Annotated in this window: 14 protein-coding genes; 5 read left to right on the top strand and 9 right to left on the bottom strand. The window is 65.7% G+C overall.

Annotation, left to right across the window (positions count from 1 at the left end; genetic code table 11):
* Nucleotides 1-80 precede the first annotated feature (80 nt).
* The 5 genes from IB273_RS22520 to IB273_RS22500 all read right to left on the bottom strand — a co-directional run bounded on the left by IB273_RS22520 (nucleotide 81) and on the right by IB273_RS22500 (nucleotide 5,199).
* The gene (locus IB273_RS22520; RefSeq protein WP_081515166.1) at nucleotides 81-434 is read right to left on the bottom strand and encodes a RidA family protein; all 354 of its coding nucleotides are present in this window, start codon (nucleotides 432-434) and stop codon (nucleotides 81-83) included.
* On the bottom strand, nucleotides 409-1,704 hold the full coding sequence (gene dadA / locus IB273_RS22515) for a D-amino acid dehydrogenase (RefSeq protein WP_045217668.1): 1,296 nt from the start codon (nucleotides 1,702-1,704) through the stop codon (nucleotides 409-411). The genes IB273_RS22520 and dadA overlap by 26 nt, the downstream gene beginning before the upstream one ends.
* A 361-nt stretch (nucleotides 1,705-2,065) precedes the next feature.
* Nucleotides 2,066-2,410, bottom strand: a complete 345-nt coding sequence (locus IB273_RS22510; protein ID WP_081515165.1) for a YdbL family protein — start codon at nucleotides 2,408-2,410, stop codon at nucleotides 2,066-2,068.
* Between the two features lie 14 nt (nucleotides 2,411-2,424).
* Nucleotides 2,425-2,616 carry a YnbE family lipoprotein gene (locus IB273_RS22505; RefSeq protein ID WP_081515164.1) on the bottom strand — a complete coding sequence of 64 codons (192 nt, stop codon included), beginning with the start codon at nucleotides 2,614-2,616 and terminating at the stop codon, nucleotides 2,425-2,427.
* A gap of 18 nt (nucleotides 2,617-2,634) precedes the next feature.
* Nucleotides 2,635-5,199: a YdbH domain-containing protein gene (locus IB273_RS22500; protein WP_192225076.1), complete on the bottom strand. Its 2,565-nt coding sequence runs from the start codon at nucleotides 5,197-5,199 to the stop codon at nucleotides 2,635-2,637.
* A gap of 172 nt (nucleotides 5,200-5,371) precedes the next feature.
* Here IB273_RS22500 and dadR point away from each other — a divergent pair, with 172 nt between their 5' ends.
* The 3 genes from dadR (at nucleotide 5,372) to IB273_RS22485 (ending at nucleotide 8,953) form a co-directional block, all read left to right on the top strand.
* The gene (gene dadR / locus IB273_RS22495; protein WP_015479539.1) at nucleotides 5,372-5,860 is read left to right on the top strand and encodes a transcriptional regulator DadR; all 489 of its coding nucleotides are present in this window, start codon (nucleotides 5,372-5,374) and stop codon (nucleotides 5,858-5,860) included.
* Between the two features lie 150 nt (nucleotides 5,861-6,010).
* Nucleotides 6,011-7,330, top strand: a complete 1,320-nt coding sequence (locus IB273_RS22490; protein ID WP_081515162.1) for an NAD(P)/FAD-dependent oxidoreductase — start codon at nucleotides 6,011-6,013, stop codon at nucleotides 7,328-7,330.
* Nucleotides 7,331-7,399: 69 nt separating this feature from the next.
* Nucleotides 7,400-8,953: a phospholipase D family protein gene (locus tag IB273_RS22485; RefSeq protein ID WP_081515161.1), complete on the top strand. Its 1,554-nt coding sequence runs from the start codon at nucleotides 7,400-7,402 to the stop codon at nucleotides 8,951-8,953.
* Here the strand turns inward: IB273_RS22485 and IB273_RS22480 are convergent.
* Entirely contained in the window at nucleotides 8,950-10,119 is a 1,170-nt protein-coding gene (locus IB273_RS22480) for an MFS transporter (protein WP_192225075.1), read from the bottom strand. The genes IB273_RS22485 and IB273_RS22480 overlap by 4 nt on opposite strands.
* 314 nt (nucleotides 10,120-10,433) lie before the next feature.
* Nucleotides 10,434-11,927 carry an aldehyde dehydrogenase gene (locus tag IB273_RS22475; RefSeq protein WP_045217682.1) on the bottom strand — a complete coding sequence of 498 codons (1,494 nt, stop codon included), beginning with the start codon at nucleotides 11,925-11,927 and terminating at the stop codon, nucleotides 10,434-10,436.
* 300 nt (nucleotides 11,928-12,227) lie between these two features.
* Between IB273_RS22475 and IB273_RS22470 the strand changes: the two genes are divergently transcribed.
* A complete protein-coding gene (locus tag IB273_RS22470; protein ID WP_081515159.1) occupies nucleotides 12,228-12,590 on the top strand; it encodes a cupin domain-containing protein in 363 nt (120 codons plus the stop codon).
* A 128-nt stretch (nucleotides 12,591-12,718) separates the two neighbouring features.
* Here IB273_RS22470 and rpmG read toward each other — a convergent pair whose 3' ends face one another.
* Together rpmG and rpmB are read right to left on the bottom strand one after the other, a co-directional pair.
* A complete protein-coding gene (rpmG, locus tag IB273_RS22465) occupies nucleotides 12,719-12,874 on the bottom strand; it encodes a 50S ribosomal protein L33 (RefSeq protein WP_017520721.1) in 156 nt (51 codons plus the stop codon).
* Between the two features lie 12 nt (nucleotides 12,875-12,886).
* Nucleotides 12,887-13,123, bottom strand: a complete 237-nt coding sequence (gene rpmB / locus IB273_RS22460; RefSeq protein WP_009614118.1) for a 50S ribosomal protein L28 — start codon at nucleotides 13,121-13,123, stop codon at nucleotides 12,887-12,889.
* Between the two features lie 366 nt (nucleotides 13,124-13,489).
* Here rpmB and IB273_RS22455 point away from each other — a divergent pair, with 366 nt between their 5' ends.
* Nucleotides 13,490-15,061, top strand: coding sequence for an ABC transporter substrate-binding protein (locus IB273_RS22455; RefSeq protein WP_192225074.1), 1,572 nt, complete (start codon nucleotides 13,490-13,492; stop codon nucleotides 15,059-15,061).
* Nucleotides 15,062-15,066 lie beyond the last annotated feature (5 nt).

The raw sequence follows: 15,066 nt of genomic DNA, 5'->3' as shown, positions 1-15,066 counted from the left end.
GGCGAGGCTCTCTTATGGTGTGTGGAGCAGAAACGACGGACGAAAAAAACCCGGCGCTCCGGCCGGGCCACGCAAAACGATCAGGGCAGTGCGGCGACGATGGAGACCTCGACGAGGATCTCCGGGTAGCACAGCGCCGCCTGGACGGTGGCGCGCGCCGGGGCGCAGCCCTGCGGGACCCACTGGTCCCAGACGCCGTTCATGCCGGCGAAGTCGGCGGCGACGTCTTTCAGGTAGATGGTTGCCGAGAGCACCCGCGACTTGTCGGTGCCGGCTTCTTCGAGCAGGCGCTCGACGCTGGCGAGGACTTCGCGGGTCTGTTGCTCGACACCGGCGGAGAGGTCGTCCGCCACCTGGCCGGCGAGGTACACCGTGCCATTGTGGACGACGACCTGGCTCATCCGCTGGTTAGTGTGCAGGCGCAGGATGGCCATCGTGGGCCTCCGAGGCAGAGCCGTAGCGGGAGATGTCCAGGCCTTCGGTGCTGATCTGCGGGCGCTTCTTGGCCATCAGGTCGGCGAGGTAGCGGCCCGAGCCGCAAGCCATGGTCCAGCCCAGGGTGCCGTGGCCGGTGTTGAGGAACAGGTTGCGATAGCGGGTGGCGCCGACGATCGGGGTGCCGTCCGGGGTGGCCGGGCGCAGGCCGGTCCAGAACTCCGCCTGGCTGACGTCGCCGCCTTCCGGGTAGAGGTCGGTGGTGATCATTTCCAGGGTGGCGCGGCGACGCGGGTTCAGCGACAGGTCGAAGCCGGCGATTTCCGCCATGCCGCCGACGCGGATGCGCTGGTCGAAGCGGGTGATCGCAACCTTGTAGGTCTCGTCGAGGATGGTCGAGGTCGGCGCCATGTCCGGGTTGGTGATCGGCACGGTCAGCGAGTAGCCCTTGAGCGGGTAGACCGGGGCGTCGATACCCAGCGGCTTGAGCATCTGCGGCGAGTAGCTGCCCAGCGCCAGCACGTAGCGGTCGGCGGTGACCAGTTGGCCATCGACCCAGACGCCGTTGATGCGGTCGCCGGCGAAGTCCAGGCGCTGGATGTCCTGGCCGAAGCGGAACTCCACGCCCAGGGCCTTGGCCATCTCGGCCAGCTTGGTGGTGAACATCTGGCAGTCGCCGGTCTGGTCGTTGGGCAGGCGCAGGGCGCCGACCAGCTTGTCGGCCACCTTGGCCAGGGCCGGCTCGACGCGGGCGATGCCGGCGCGATCCAGCACTTCATAGGGGACGCCGGTGCTTTCCAGGACGGCGATGTCCTTGGCAGCGGAGTCCAGCTGGGCCTGGGTGCGGAACAGCTGGGTGGTGCCCAGGGAGCGGCCTTCGTAGGTGATGCCGGTCTCGGCACGCAGTTCGTCGAGGCAGTCGCGGCTGTACTCGGACAGGCGGACCATGCGCTCCTTGTTCACCGCGTAGCTCTTGGCGTTGCAGTTGCGCAGCATCTGCCACATCCAGGTGTACTGGCTGGGGTCGCCGGTCAGCTTGATGGCCAGCGGGGCGTGGGTCTGCATCAGCCATTTCATGGCCTTGAGCGGGATGCCCGGGGCAGCCCAGGGCGAGGCGTAGCCAGGGGACACCTGGCCGGCGTTGGCGAAGCTGGTTTCAAGGGCCGGGCCAGGCTGGCGGTCGACGACGACCACTTCGAAGCCGGCACGGGCGAGATAGTAAGCACTGGCGGTACCGATCACACCGCTGCCAAGCACCAGAACGCGCATCTTTGCCTCCTACGTCGCGCCGGGGGCGCGGACGTTTCTTATTCTGAACGTAGATGCGCGCAGTATAGGAAGTCAGGCTCAGCGATATTCACTGATTGCGATGCGTGTTTTGACGAAAATTCCTGGCAAAAGTCGCTTTCACGGAGGGACATCCACCAGTAATAGCGCTTTTTTACCCGAGACCGGATGGTCGAGTATCTGGCGAAAATTTCACCAGATCCAGAGGAAATAGCGAACGGAAGGGGATCGGCCAGAACTTCTCGCGCCGGCCTCATGGCGGACGGGATTTACCTGCTATCGGGCGGACCGTCCCCGCCTGCCCCGACAAGCGGCGACAGGCAGGGAAATCCCCTTGGCAGGCTTACTTGCGCACCCACTGACCATTGACCTGTACGTACTGCCCCGACGGCGTACGCTCGATGGCCTTCTTGCCGGCCAGGGATTCCACGTCCTTGAGGGTGGCGCCACTCTGGCTGGCGACCTTCTGGTACTCGGCGCGGCGTGCGGCGTTGATCTGCGCGGCGACATCGGCGGCATCACCGCCGTTCTTCACGACGCCGAGGTATCCGTCGGCCTGCTCGCCGACCAGCCCCTGGGACTTGGCGCTGCCCAGCGCGGACATCGCCTGCTCCAGGCTCATGGCCATGACCGGCAGGCTCAGGCAGAGGGCGACCAGCGCGACGCCCAGTTTGCGGTGCAATCTCATGCAAAGGCTCCTTCTCAGAACAGGCCACTGTTCTCGTTGATGATGCCGTCGAGCGCCTTGTCGACCTTGATATAGATCTCGTGCTCGATCTTCACGTTGAGGTTGATGTTGATCGGCTCCTTGGGCGCTGCCAGCTGCACGGTGGGCGTGCAGCCCTGGGCAAGGCCGGCCAGGAGCAGTAGGGCGAATAGGGCGCGGAGGCGCATTTCAGGTTCTCCTTGCGGTCATGGCGCGGCGGCCGGGTCGTTGCGCAGGCGTTCCTGCACGCGCTTGCGGATGGTGTCGCTGACCCGGTCGCTCAGTTGCAGGCTGGTGAGCAGCTTGGGCACGTTCTCCTCCAGGTTGACGTTGAGGTTGATCGGCCGGCCCTGCTCCAGTTCGGGATTGCGCCCGCTCAGGCTCAGGGCGAGGAGCAGCTTGCCGGATTCATCATAATCCACGCGGCTGCTCAGCTTGTCGTAGCGGAAGTCGTCGATGGCGGTGGCCACCAGTTGCATGGCCGGGTTGCTCTGGCCCAGCGACTGGATCTTCGGCGAACGGAACTGCAGCACGCCGGGCTGCCGCGCGGCCACTTCACCATTGCGGATCACCAGCTTGCCCTCGTGCAGACCCAGCGGCAGGTTGCCGTCGATGATGCCGTTGCCGGAAAGGCCCTCCGCCGGATAGGCCGCGAGGATCGCCTCCAGGGCCAGCCCCTCCAGCTTCAGGGTAAGACCCTGCCCCAGTGCAGAAAGATCCACGGCCCCGGCCGGCAGCCAGGCGCGGCCCTTGAACAGGCCCAGCTCCGCCTGCTGCCAGTCGACCCGGCCCGCCAGCGGCGCCGCCAGCGAGGCCTTGTAATTACCCTGCAGGGACAGCGGGCCGAGGGTGACGCCGGGGTTCAGCGTGGCGACTCTTACCTGCGGCAGATGCAGTTGCATCTGCGAGCCCTTCAGGGCGAACTTCGCCTGCAGGTCGAGGCCATGCACCTCGCTGCGATCGTAGACGCCCTCCAGTCCGCTGCCGCGCAGGTTCAGGTCGAGGCTCTGCGCAGCGGCGCCCTGTGGCAGGCGCCAATTCAGGTCGAAGCTCGCCTTGCCATTGTTCAGGCTGAGCAGCCCCGGCCAGTCGCCCAGGGACTTCTCCAGCGGGTTGCCGGTGCGCAGGAAGAACTCCGGCTGCCGCGCGACCAGGGCAACACCCTGCTTCGCCGAGTTACCCAGGTCGACCTCGGCATTCAGACCACCGCTGTTGAGCAGCCGGCCCTTGAACTGCTGGGCGTCGAGGCTCGCCGCCAGTGTGCCCATGGCATTCCAGGACAGCGGTTTGACGTGGGGCTGGCGCAACTCGCCCACGGCCAGTTTCAGCGGGGCATCGAGTTGCAGGGTGGCCCGCAGGTCACTGGCGTACCCCAGGTTCAGCGCGCCTTTACCCAGCGTGGCGGCAAGCTTGCTGGCCTTCAGCGACTGCGGTCCGGTCAGCGTGCCGACTTGCAACTGTGCGCCATCGGCCAGATTGAAACTCGCCGACTGCTGATCGATCCGGCCGTCGAAGCTCAGGTCGATGCGACTGTTGTCGCCGCGCAGGCCGGCCAGCTCCAGGTGCGGGATCTTCCCTTCCAGCCGCGCATCACTCAGTTGCAGCGCCAGCGGGGTCGCCTCTAGCAAGGCCACGCGGGAGCGCAGGCGCAGGTCGGCGGCCCCCACCGCACGCAGATCGGCGCGCACGCTGCCGACTTCCTCTTCTACACCGGGCTCCAGGTGCAGGGTCAGGCGCGCCGGGCGCAGGCCGACCGGCAGCGCCTGCAGCCAGTCGCCGTAGAGATCGGAAAGGCGCAGGTCGCCGCTGACCACCGAGGGCCGCCAGCCGATATCGTTCGCACTGGCGATCAGCCGCAGATCACCCTGCAGGTTGCCCGCACCCGGCAGCGGCCAGGGCTGCGGTAGCTGCAGGGAGAGATCGATGCTGCCGCGTCCATCGCGCAGGCCCGGCCAGTCCGGCCAGGCGGCGTCGCCGGCCAGCTGGGTGTCCCAGCTCAGGCGCAGGCGCCCGGCCTCGGGGATCGGCAACGGCAGGTTCGGTGTCGGCAACCACATGCCCAGCCAGTTGCGCACCGCCTGCACCGGTGGCACGGCGGGGCTGGCAATGTTGCCGCTGAGCTGGCGGCTGGTCGGCGCCCAGCTGGAATCCAGGGAAAGCAGCGGCTCGTTGTCCAGGTAGCTGTCCAGGTGCAGGCGCCACTGACCATCCCCCGGTTGCAGCAGGCCGTTGAATGCCAGTTGCTGTCCGCCCTGGCGCAGCTCGCCGCCCAGTGCGGCGGCGCCGCCCTGGATCTGCTGCCAGTGCGCGCTGCCATTGAGCGTGCAGCGTTGCTCGCGGGCGCAGGGCAATTCGACGGCGACGCGCTCCAGCGCCAGCCGTCCGGGCAGCAGAGCCAGCCAGCGGTTGAGCTGGGTGATATCCGGCAGCCCGGCATCTGCTTCCGGCGCGCCCTGCCCCGGCCACTGGCGGATGTCGATGCTGCGGGCAGCCAGCTCCTTCAGGCGCCAGCGCCCGTCTTCATGCTCGGGCCAGCCGACGCGCAGGTCCTGCAACTGGATCGCCAGGCGCGCGCCATCCGGTGTCTGCCGCTGCAGGGCCAGGCGCTGCAGCGTCAGACCCTCGCGGGAAATACCCAGCCCCTGCCACTGCTCGACGCTGACCCCGGCATTCGCCAGCAGGCGCGGAACCGCCAGCCACGCCGCGCCGGCCGCCATTGCCAGAAGCAGCAACAGCAGCAGGAGAACGGTGCGCAGGCGGGGGAGCGACATGCGAAAGCCTCTGCAAAAAATGACCGACTTCGTCCCAAAAGACCGAAGCGTTGGCCTACAGGCTGGCCGTCCAACGCGGGAAGTTCAAGGGTTGCCAGTGATATTCCCTGCACAACCGACTATATTGCCGACATTCCCCCAAAGCTCATCGCTCGACTTCAGAGTCATACCCATGAGAACCCAGCATCAAAGCCGCCGCGAACTGGACAAGATCGACCGCAACATCCTGCGCATCCTGCAGGAGGAAGGCCGCATCTCCTTCACCGAACTGGGCGAGCGCGTCGGCCTCTCCACCACGCCGTGCACCGAGCGCGTGCGCCGGCTGGAGCGCGAGGGAATCATCATGGGCTACAACGCCCGGCTGAATCCGCAGTACCTCAAGGCCAGCCTGCTGGTGTTCGTCGAGATCAGCCTGGACTACAAGTCCGGCGACACCTTCGAGGACTTCCGCCGCTCGGTGCTCAAGCTGCCCCATGTGCTGGAGTGCCACTTGGTGTCGGGCCACTTCGACTACCTGGTGAAGGCGCGCATCTCCGAGATGGCCTCCTACCGCAAGCTGCTGGGCGACATCCTGCTCAAGCTGCCCCACGTGCGCGAATCCAAGAGCTACATCGTGATGGAAGAGGTGAAGGAAAGCCTTACCCTGCCCATTCCTGACTGAATAGCCGGCTGATTCCCCGCCGTTCGCGGCAAGCTCAACAGATTTATTTACGACTTCCCGGCGTTTTTTCCCGTGCGGCTATTGGCTGCGCGGGAAGTCGGCGTTTATCCTGCGTAAAATTTTAACAACACAAAAATCAGGATATCGCACATGAACGCCCGCGTTCACCAGCCGGTGCACACCGACCGCCACGCCCCGTCCTACTACGCCGCGAGCGTCAATCGCCGCCTCGAAGTACCGCCCCTGGCGGGCGAGGAAAAGGCCGACGTGTGCATCATCGGCGGTGGTTTCTCCGGGCTGAACACGGCCATCGAACTGGCCGAGCGCGGGCTCTCGGTGATCCTGCTGGAAGCGCATCAGATCGGCTGGGGCGCCAGCGGTCGCAACGGCGGCCAGTTGATCCGCGGCGTCGGCCACGGCCTGGAGCAGTTCGAGCCGGCAGTGGGCGCCGCTGGCGTGCACGCCATGAAGCTGATGGGCCTGGAAGCGGTGGAGATCGTCCGCCAGCGTGTCGAAAAATACGCCATCGACTGCGACCTGACCTGGGGCTACTGCGACCTGGCCAACAAGCCCTCGGACGTCGAAGGCTTCCAGGAAGATTTCGACGAGCTGAAAAGCCTCGGCTATCGCCACGAACTGCGCATGATCCCGCAGGATCAGATGCGCTCCATCGTTGGCTCCGACCAGTACGTCGGCGGCATGGTGGACATGGGCTCGGGCCACCTGCACCCGCTCAACCTGGCCCTGGGCGAAGCTGCCGCGGCGCAGAGCCTGGGCGTGAGGCTGTTCGAGAACTCCGCCGTCACCGGCATCGACTACGGCAGCGAAGTACGCGTGCGCACCGCCCAGGGCAGCGTGCGCGCCAAGTCCCTGGTGATCGCCTGCAATGCTTACCAGAACGGCCTGAACCCCTACCTCGACGGCAAGGTGCTGCCCGCCGGCAGCTACGTGATCGCCACCGAACCGCTGTCCGCGGAACAGGCCCGCGCCCTGCTGCCGCAGAACATGGCCGTGTGCGACCAGCGCGTGGCGCTGGACTACTACCGGCTCTCCGCCGACAACCGCCTGCTGTTCGGCGGTGCCTGCCACTACTCCGGGCGCGACCCGGCGGACATCGCCGCCTACATGCGACCGAAGATGCTCAAGGTATTCCCGCACCTGGAAAACGTGCGCATCGACTACCAGTGGGGCGGCATGATCGGCATCGGCGCCAACCGCCTGCCGCAGATCGGCCGCCTGCCCGACCAGCCCAATGTGTATTTCGCCCAGGCCTACGCCGGCCACGGGGTGAACGCCACGCACCTGGCCGGCAAGCTGCTCGCCGAAGCCATCACTGCCCAGCAGGGCAGCGGCTTCGAGCTGTTCGCCAAGGTGCCGCACATCACCTTCCCCGGCGGCAAGCTGCTGCGCTCGCCACTGCTGGCCTTAGGGATGGCCTGGTACCGCTTCAAGGAAACCTTCGGCGGCTGACCGCCTGCGCGATCCACCGGCTAGAATCTTCCGCAGCCCGTCACCGGCGGGCTTGTCGGAGACTCATCCTTGCTTCCACGCCTGTTCCTGCTGATCCTGTTGGCCCTGGGTGGCTGCGCCAGCGCGCCGCCGCCCGAGCCTTCGCACGTGCTGCCGGTGCAAGGCACCCGGCTGGACAACCAGATCAGCGAACAGGCCGCCGCCCATCCCGGGCAATCCGGCTTCCACCTGCTGGCCTCCAGCGTCGACGCCTTCCTCGCCCGCGCCGAGCTGATCCGCAAGGCCCAGCGCAGCCTCGACGTGCAGTACTACATCGTCCACGACGGCCTCACCACCCGCGCGCTGATCCGCGAGCTGCTGCACGCGGCGGACCGCGGCGTGCGCGTGCGCATCCTGATCGACGACACCAGCAGCGACGGCTGGGACTACGAGCTGGGCACGCTCGCCGCCCACCCGAACATCCAGGTGCGCCTGTTCAACCCGCTGCACCTGGGCCGCAGCACCGGCGTCACGCGCAACCTCGGGCGGCTGTTCAACCTCTCCGAACAGCACCGGCGGATGCACAACAAGCTGCTGCTGGCGGACAACAGCGTGGCCATCGTCGGCGGCCGCAACCTGGGCGACGAGTACTTCGACGCCAAGGCCGAGATGAACTTCAGCGACCTCGACCTGATGGGCGTCGGCCCGGTGGCGCAGTCGCTGGGGCAGAGTTTCGACCAGTACTGGAACAGCCGCATCAGCCGGCCCATCGAGGACTACCTGTGGGGTGACCCGGACCTCGACGAGCTCAACCGCATGCGCCGCAAGCTGGACCACTACCTGGCGAAGGAGCGGGTGAAGAGCTCCAGCTACATAGCCCGGCTCAACCGCAACAGCGACCGCCCGCACCTGCAGAACTGGCTGGACGAACTGGTCTGGGCGCCGGGCAAGGCAGTCTGGGACACCCCGCTGAAAGTCCTCGACCACGGCGATCCGAAGGGCGAGTACCTGCTCAGCACCCAGCTGCAGCCGCTGTTCGACGGGGTGTCGAAGGAGCTGATCCTTGTCTCGGCCTACTTCGTACCGACCAGCGCCGGTGTCGACTACCTGACCCAGCGCGCCGACAGCGGCGTCAGCGTGCGCCTGCTGACCAACTCACTGGAGGCGACTGATGTGCCGGCCGTGCACGCCGGCTATGCGCCCTATCGATTGGAGCTGCTGGAGCACGGGGTGAAGCTCTACGAGCTGCGCGCCGATCCGGACCAACGTCTGTCCGGCGCACCGTGGATGGTGCGCGGGTCGAGCAGCGCCAGCCTGCACAGCAAGGCAGCGGTGTTCGACCAGCGGAAGGTGTTCGTCGGCTCGCTGAACTTCGACCCGCGCTCGGTGCTGTGGAACACCGAGGTCGGCATCATCGTCGACAGCCCGGAACTGGCCGACCAGGTACGCCGCCTGGCGCTGGCGAGCATGTCGCCTAGCGTCAGCTACCAGGTGAAGGTTGCCCCCAACAGTGACCCGCCAAAGCTGGTCTGGATCGAGGAGCGCGGCGGCAAGCTGGTGGCGCTGGACCGCGAACCGGGCAACGCCTGGCGTCGGCTCAACGCATGGATCGCCGGCGCCATCGGGCTGGAGAAGATGCTCTAGGAGCGCTCCTGCTGCAGCTCGGCGTCAGTCGAACGCATCACCGGCGGCAATCCGCGCAGGCTCACCAGGATCACGAAGCCGACCGCCCCCAGCGCCATCACCAGCGGCAGCGCGTGGCCGCTGATCCACTGGCTGGCCGCTCCGGTGGCCAGCGGCCCGATCAGGCAACCGATGCCCCAGAGCTGGGCGATGTGTGAGTTGGCGCGCACCAGCGCATCGTCGCGATAGCGCTCGCCAATAAGGATCAACGATAGGGTGAACAGCCCGCCCGCACTGGCGCCGAACAGCACCAGCACCGGCCAGATGGCGATGTGGTGGAGCAGTGGCGGCATGGCCAGGCTGCTCGCGCACAGTACGATGCCGCAGCCCTTGAACAGCGTCTGCCGCGAGATGCGATCGGCCAGCCAGCCGATGGGCAGCTGCAGCAGCGCATCGCCGACCACCACCGTGCTGACCATCGCCAGCGCTACCGCCTGGGTGAAGCCCTGCTGGATGCCGTAGACCGGCAGCAGGGTGAGGATCATCGCCTCGAAGCCGGCGAACAGCACCACCGCCCAGGCGATCGCCGGGAGCTGGCCGCAGAAGGCGAACAGCCCGCGCCCGTTGGCGCTGTGCGGGTCGACCCTGGGCGCGCCGGTACGGCCGAGCAGCAGCAGGGAGCCGCCCACCAGCAGGCAGACGCTGAACCAGAAGCCGCGGTTGTCGGCGGTGCCTATGAACGTCAGCAGCACCGGGCCGGACAGCTGGCTCAGTGCATAGCCGGTGCCATACAGAGCGACCAGGCGGCCGCGCCATTTCTCGATGGCCAGCTGGTTGATCCAGCTTTCTCCGAGGATGAACACGACAGTCAGTTGCACGCCGATCAGCAGGCGCAGGAACAACCAGATCGGGTAGCTCTGCAACAGCGCCAGCAGGCCGACCGAGAAGGCTCCGGACAGCAGGCACAGGCGCATCAGCCGTGGCGTGCCGACCCGCGCCGCGAGGCGCCCGGCAATCATCGCGCCCAGCAGCACACCCACGGCCGGCGTGGACGCCATGACGCCGATGGCGAAATTGCCATAGCCCCAGCCTTCCAGGCGCAACGAGACCAGCGGCATGGTCAGGCCCAGGGCCAGACCGATGCTGATGACGGCAGCACACACTGCAAAATACGGTCCCCAACGCATTGTCTTTCTCCCGTTCCATCCGGAGCGCACGCCAGGCGCGAGGGGTGCCCGATGCGCAATGCACAGCGGCCGGGCTTCCCTGAGGGAAACCCGGCCGCGGGTGTGGCTCTTTGTCAGAGCCGGCCCCTGACTCGGGGCCGACCTGTACCAGCCTGAATCGCTAAGTTCGCCACGGAAGGCGCGAGCTAGAACCAGGCAAGGCGAGAACGAATTTTGGTGCGCCACCTACGCTCGTATGAACAACGTCCGTAAATGAGCAGCCAAAATTCGTTCTCAACGCAGCATGGCCGACGCGCAGCCCCTCCGAACCGACCTTAGAGTTTGATCCAGGTGGCTTTTAGCTCGGTGTACTTGTCGAACGCGTGCAGCGACTTGTCGCGGCCGTTGCCGGACTGCTTGAAGCCACCGAACGGCGCGGTCATGTCGCCGCCGTCGTACTGGTTCACCCACACGCTGCCGGCACGTAGTGCCTTGGCGGTCAGGTGAGCCTTGGACAGATCGCTGGTCCACACCGCGGCAGCCAGGCCGTACGGGGTGTCGTTGGCGATGCGCACGGCTTCTTCGGCATCGGTGAACTCGATGACCGACAGCACCGGGCCGAAGATCTCTTCACGGGCGATGCGCATGGCGTTGGTCACGCCGTCGAAGATGGTCGGCTCGACATAGGTGCCGCCAGTCTCTTCCAGAGTGCGCTTGCCGCCGGCCACCAGCTTGGCGCCGTCGTCGTGGCCAGCCTGGATGTAGCTCAGCACGTTGTTCATCTGGGTGGTGTCGACCAGCGCACCGACGTTGGTTTCCGGGTCCAGCGGGTTGCCCGGCTTCCAGGCCTTGATGGCTTCGACGACCATCGGCACGAACTCGGCCTTGATCGACTTCTCCACCAGCAGGCGCGAGCCGGCGGTGCAGACTTCGCCCTGGTTGAAGGCGATGGCGCTGGCGGCAGCTTCAGCAGCGGCTTTCAGGTCCGGAGCATCGGCGAAGACGATGTTCGGGCTCTTGCCACCGGCTTCCAGCCAGACGCGCTTCATGTTGGATTCGCCGGCGTAGACCATCAGCTGCTTGGCGATCTTGGTCGAACCGGTGAACACCAGGGTGTCGACGTCCATGTGCAGGGCCAGGGCCTTGCCGACGGTGTGGCCGAAGCCCGGCAGGACGTTGAATACGCCTTTCGGGATGCCGGCCTCGATGGCCAGTTGGGCGATACGGATGCCGGTCAGCGGGGACTTCTCGGAAGGCTTGAGGATCACCGAGTTACCGGTGGACAGCGCCGGGCCGAGTTTCCAGCAGGTCATCAGCAGCGGGAAGTTCCACGGCACGATGGCAGCGACGACGCCGACCGGCTCGCGGGTAACCAGGCCCAGTTCGTTGTGGGCGGTGGCGGCCACTTCGTCGTAGATCTTGTCGATCGCTTCACCGCTCCAGCGCAGGCTGTTGGCGGCGCTGGACACGTCGATGCTCAGCGAGTCGCTGATCGGCTTGCCCATGTCGAGGGTTTCCAGCAGGGCCAGTTCCTCGGCGTTCTCCAGCAGCAGCTCGGAGAAGCGGATCATGACCTTCTTGCGCTTGGCCGGGGCCAGGCGCGACCAGGAGCCGGAATCGAAGGCGGCACGGGCGACCTGCACGGCACTTTCGGCATCGGCCAGGTCGCAGCTGGCGACCTTGGCCAGGAAGCGGCCATCCACGGGGCTGATGCAATCGAAGGTGGCGCCGGATGCGGCGTCGACATATTCACCGTTGACGAAGGCGCGGCCTTCGATCTTCAGGTCCTTGGCGCGAGCTTCCCAATCGGCGCGAGTGAGGGTACCCATGACAACGTGTCCTCTTATTAATGTACTTATCAGGTGCAGGCGCCCGGCGGGCGCGCTGTCAAAAATTCCGCAAGGCGGAGCAAACGCATGCTGTTGGCAACCCTAAACCGGAGGCCGCCAATTTTCAATATTTTTTACACTAAGCGGCCAAATGGCCTTGTCACGTTCGTTTTATTAAACATAGACTGCCCTGATTCGTCGGCTGATGGTTTTCCGACAGCCGCTTCGGAGTAAATATCCAACAGCGCTGCGCGTGCCCGCACGCACTCTCGCCAACAACTCTAAAGAACCGAGACCGCCATGAACGTCGAGCAGATCGTCGATTTCGCCCAGGCCACCACCGCCCCCGAGCACTACCGCCCCGCTCCGGACCGCATCATCAAGGGCGACCCGGCGCAGAACGTGCGCAACCACTACGCCAGCGAGTGCGGCCAGTTCAACGTGGGCATCTGGGAAGGCGAGCCGGGCCACTGGAATGTCAGCTACACCGAGCACGAGTACTGCGAGATTCTCCAGGGCGTGTCGGTGATCCGTGACGCCAACGGCGGCGCCAAGACCGTGCGCGTCGGCGACCGCTTCGTCATCCCGGCCGGCTTCAGCGGCACCTGGGAAGTGCTGGAGCCCTGCCGCAAGGTATACGTGATCTTCGAACAGAAGGCCTGATCCCCCGAACACCAAAAAGCCCGCCGATCGGCGGGCTTTTTTTTCGTCCGCAATCTTCGCCAGGGAAAATCGCAGGCAAGAAAAAACCCGCCACGAGGGGCGGGTTTCTTCACAAGGGCGAAGATCAATTACTTGATCTTGGCTTCCTTGTAGATCACGTGCTTGCGAACAACCGGATCGTACTTCTTGATCTCGATTTTCTCAGGCTTGGTACGCTTGTTCTTGTCGGTGGTGTAGAAGTGGCCGGTACCGGCGCTGGACACCAAACGGATCAGTTCGCGCATGACTGCAGCTCCTTAGAATTTTTCGCCGCGGGCGCGCAGGTCGTTCAGAACGGCCTCGATGCCACGCTTGTCGATGATACGCATGCCTTTGGCGGAAACGCGCAGACGCACGAAGCGCTTCTCGGATTCAACCCAGAAACGGTGGTGCTGCAGGTTCGGCAGGAAACGGCGGCGGGTTTTGTTGTGTGCGTGGGAAATGTTGTTCCCGGTAACCGGACCCTTACCGGTCACTTGGCAAACTCTCGACATGGCTCAGCCCTCTGTAAACCACATGCCAAACCCGGCATGGGTTGGCTGCTTAACTCAATAGGATTCTCAGTTTCACCGGGGTCTTAACTGCCGCTTCGCCGCGATCGAGTCGCAGGATCAGAGCAGGGCCCCAGAAAAGAGCGCAGCTTTATATCAGAAAGACACTTCCAGCTGCAAGGGAAAGCATGACTCGAAAAAGCCGATGCCAGCCCCCGCGGGCCGCGGCACTGGTGCCGTTCGTCGCCTGTCATCGTTGTGACGGGCGGCGGCTTGGTCTAGGGTAGCTCCTTCGAGGCTGCCAACAGCCTTGCATGACCCCGCCCAGCCTCGCGGATGGGCATCTTGCCAGCTCACACGGAGTTCGTCATGCGTCTTGCCCTTCTTGCCCTCCTTCTTTCCCCTGCCCTCGCCAGCGCCGCCTCGCTGAGCGTGTGCACCGAAGCCAGCCCCGAAGGCTTCGACGTGGTCCAGTACAACTCGCTGACCACCACCAACGCCTCGGCCGACGTGCTGATGAACCGCCTGGTGGACTTCGACGCCGCCCGCGGCGAAGTGGTGCCGAGCCTGGCCGAAAGCTGGAAAGTCTCCGACGATGGCCTGACCTACGACTTCCAGCTGCGCGACGGCGTGGCCTTCCACCACACCGACTACTTCAAGCCGAGCCGCGCACTGGGCGCCGACGACGTGGTGTTCAGCTTCCAGCGCATGCTCGACCCGGCCCAACCCTGGCACAAGGTCGCGCAGAGCGGCTTCCCCCACGCCCAGTCGATGCAGCTGCCAAGCCTGGTCAAGGCCGTGGAGAAGGTCGATGAGCACCACGTGCGTTTCAGCCTCAACCACCCGGACGCCACCTTCCTGGCGATGCTCAGCATGGGCTTCGCCTCCATCTACTCCGCCGAGTACGCCGACCATCTGATGAAGGCCGGTACCCCGGAGAAGCTCAACGCCCAGCCGGTCGGCACCGGTCCCTTCGTCTTCAAGCGCTTCCAGAAAGACGCCGTGGTGCGCTATGTCGCCAACGCCGAGTACTTTGGCGGCAAGCCAGCTGTGGATAACCTGGTGTTCGCCATCACCCCGGACGCCAGCGTGCGCCTGCAGAAGCTCAAGCGCGGCGAATGCCAGATCGCCCTGTCGCCCAAGCCGCTGGACGTCGAGGCGGCGCAGAAGAGCGCCGAACTCAAGGTCGAACAGACCCCGGCCTTCATGACCGCCTTCGTCGGCATCAACAGCCAGCACCCGCCGCTGGACAATCCCAAGGTGCGCCAGGCGATCAACCTCGCTTTCGACAAGGGCAGCTACCTGAAGAGCGTGTTCGCCGGCAGCGCCACCGCCGCCGACGGCGTCTACCCGCCCAACACCTGGAGCTATGCCAAGGACATCCCCGGCTACCCGCGCGACCTGGACAAGGCCCGCGCGCTGCTGGCCGAGGCCGGGCACAAGGACGGCTTCAAGACCACCATCTGGACCCGCCCTTCCGGCAGCCTGCTCAATCCCAACCCCAGCGTCGGCGCACAGCTGCTGCAGGCGGACCTGGCGCAGATCGGCATCCAGGCCGAAATCCGCGTGATCGAATGGGGCGAGCTGATCCGCCGCGCCAAGGCCGGCGAGCATGACCTGCTGTTCATGGGCTGGGCCGGCGACAACGGCGACCCGGACAACTTCCTCACCCCGCAATTCTCCTGCGCCAGCGTGAAATCCGGGCTGAATTTCGCGCGCTACTGCGACGAGAAGCTCGACGGCCCGATCAGCCAGGGCAAGGCGGTGGCCGACCAGGCCAAGCGCAGCGAGCTGTATCACCAGGCGCAGCAGATCATCCACGACCAGGCGCTGTGGCTGCCGCTGGCGCACCCGACCGCCTCGGCGCTGACCCGCCAGAACGTGAAGGGCTACGTAGTGAACCCCTTCGGTCGCCAGGACTATTCGAAGGTGCAGCTGTAGCGCAC

It is taken from the genome of Pseudomonas sp. PDM19, from assembly GCF_014852215.1.
In the GTDB taxonomy this organism is placed as follows: Bacteria; Pseudomonadota; Gammaproteobacteria; order Pseudomonadales; family Pseudomonadaceae; genus Pseudomonas.
The sequence above is the reverse complement of the archived record's forward strand: the minus strand, read 5'-3'. Positions and strand labels throughout refer to the sequence as shown.

Coding starts and splice junctions, on each gene's coding strand:
- IB273_RS22520 (WP_081515166.1), bottom strand. CDS start 434: ATGGCCATCCTGCGCCTGCACACTAACCAGCGGATGAGCCAGGTCGTC.
- IB273_RS22490 (WP_081515162.1), top strand. CDS start 6,011: ATGAACGCCCGCGTTCACCAGCCGGTGCACACCGACCGCCACGCCCCG.
- IB273_RS22500 (WP_192225076.1), bottom strand. CDS start 5,199: ATGTCGCTCCCCCGCCTGCGCACCGTTCTCCTGCTGCTGTTGCTGCTT.
- dadA (WP_045217668.1), bottom strand. CDS start 1,704: ATGCGCGTTCTGGTGCTTGGCAGCGGTGTGATCGGTACCGCCAGTGCT.
- rpmG (WP_017520721.1), bottom strand. CDS start 12,874: ATGCGCGAACTGATCCGTTTGGTGTCCAGCGCCGGTACCGGCCACTTC.
- IB273_RS22510 (WP_081515165.1), bottom strand. CDS start 2,410: ATGAGATTGCACCGCAAACTGGGCGTCGCGCTGGTCGCCCTCTGCCTG.
- IB273_RS22505 (WP_081515164.1), bottom strand. CDS start 2,616: ATGCGCCTCCGCGCCCTATTCGCCCTACTGCTCCTGGCCGGCCTTGCC.
- IB273_RS22475 (WP_045217682.1), bottom strand. CDS start 11,927: ATGGGTACCCTCACTCGCGCCGATTGGGAAGCTCGCGCCAAGGACCTG.
- IB273_RS22470 (WP_081515159.1), top strand. CDS start 12,228: ATGAACGTCGAGCAGATCGTCGATTTCGCCCAGGCCACCACCGCCCCC.
- IB273_RS22480 (WP_192225075.1), bottom strand. CDS start 10,119: ATGCGTTGGGGACCGTATTTTGCAGTGTGTGCTGCCGTCATCAGCATC.
- IB273_RS22455 (WP_192225074.1), top strand. CDS start 13,490: ATGCGTCTTGCCCTTCTTGCCCTCCTTCTTTCCCCTGCCCTCGCCAGC.
- dadR (WP_015479539.1), top strand. CDS start 5,372: ATGAGAACCCAGCATCAAAGCCGCCGCGAACTGGACAAGATCGACCGC.
- rpmB (WP_009614118.1), bottom strand. CDS start 13,123: ATGTCGAGAGTTTGCCAAGTGACCGGTAAGGGTCCGGTTACCGGGAAC.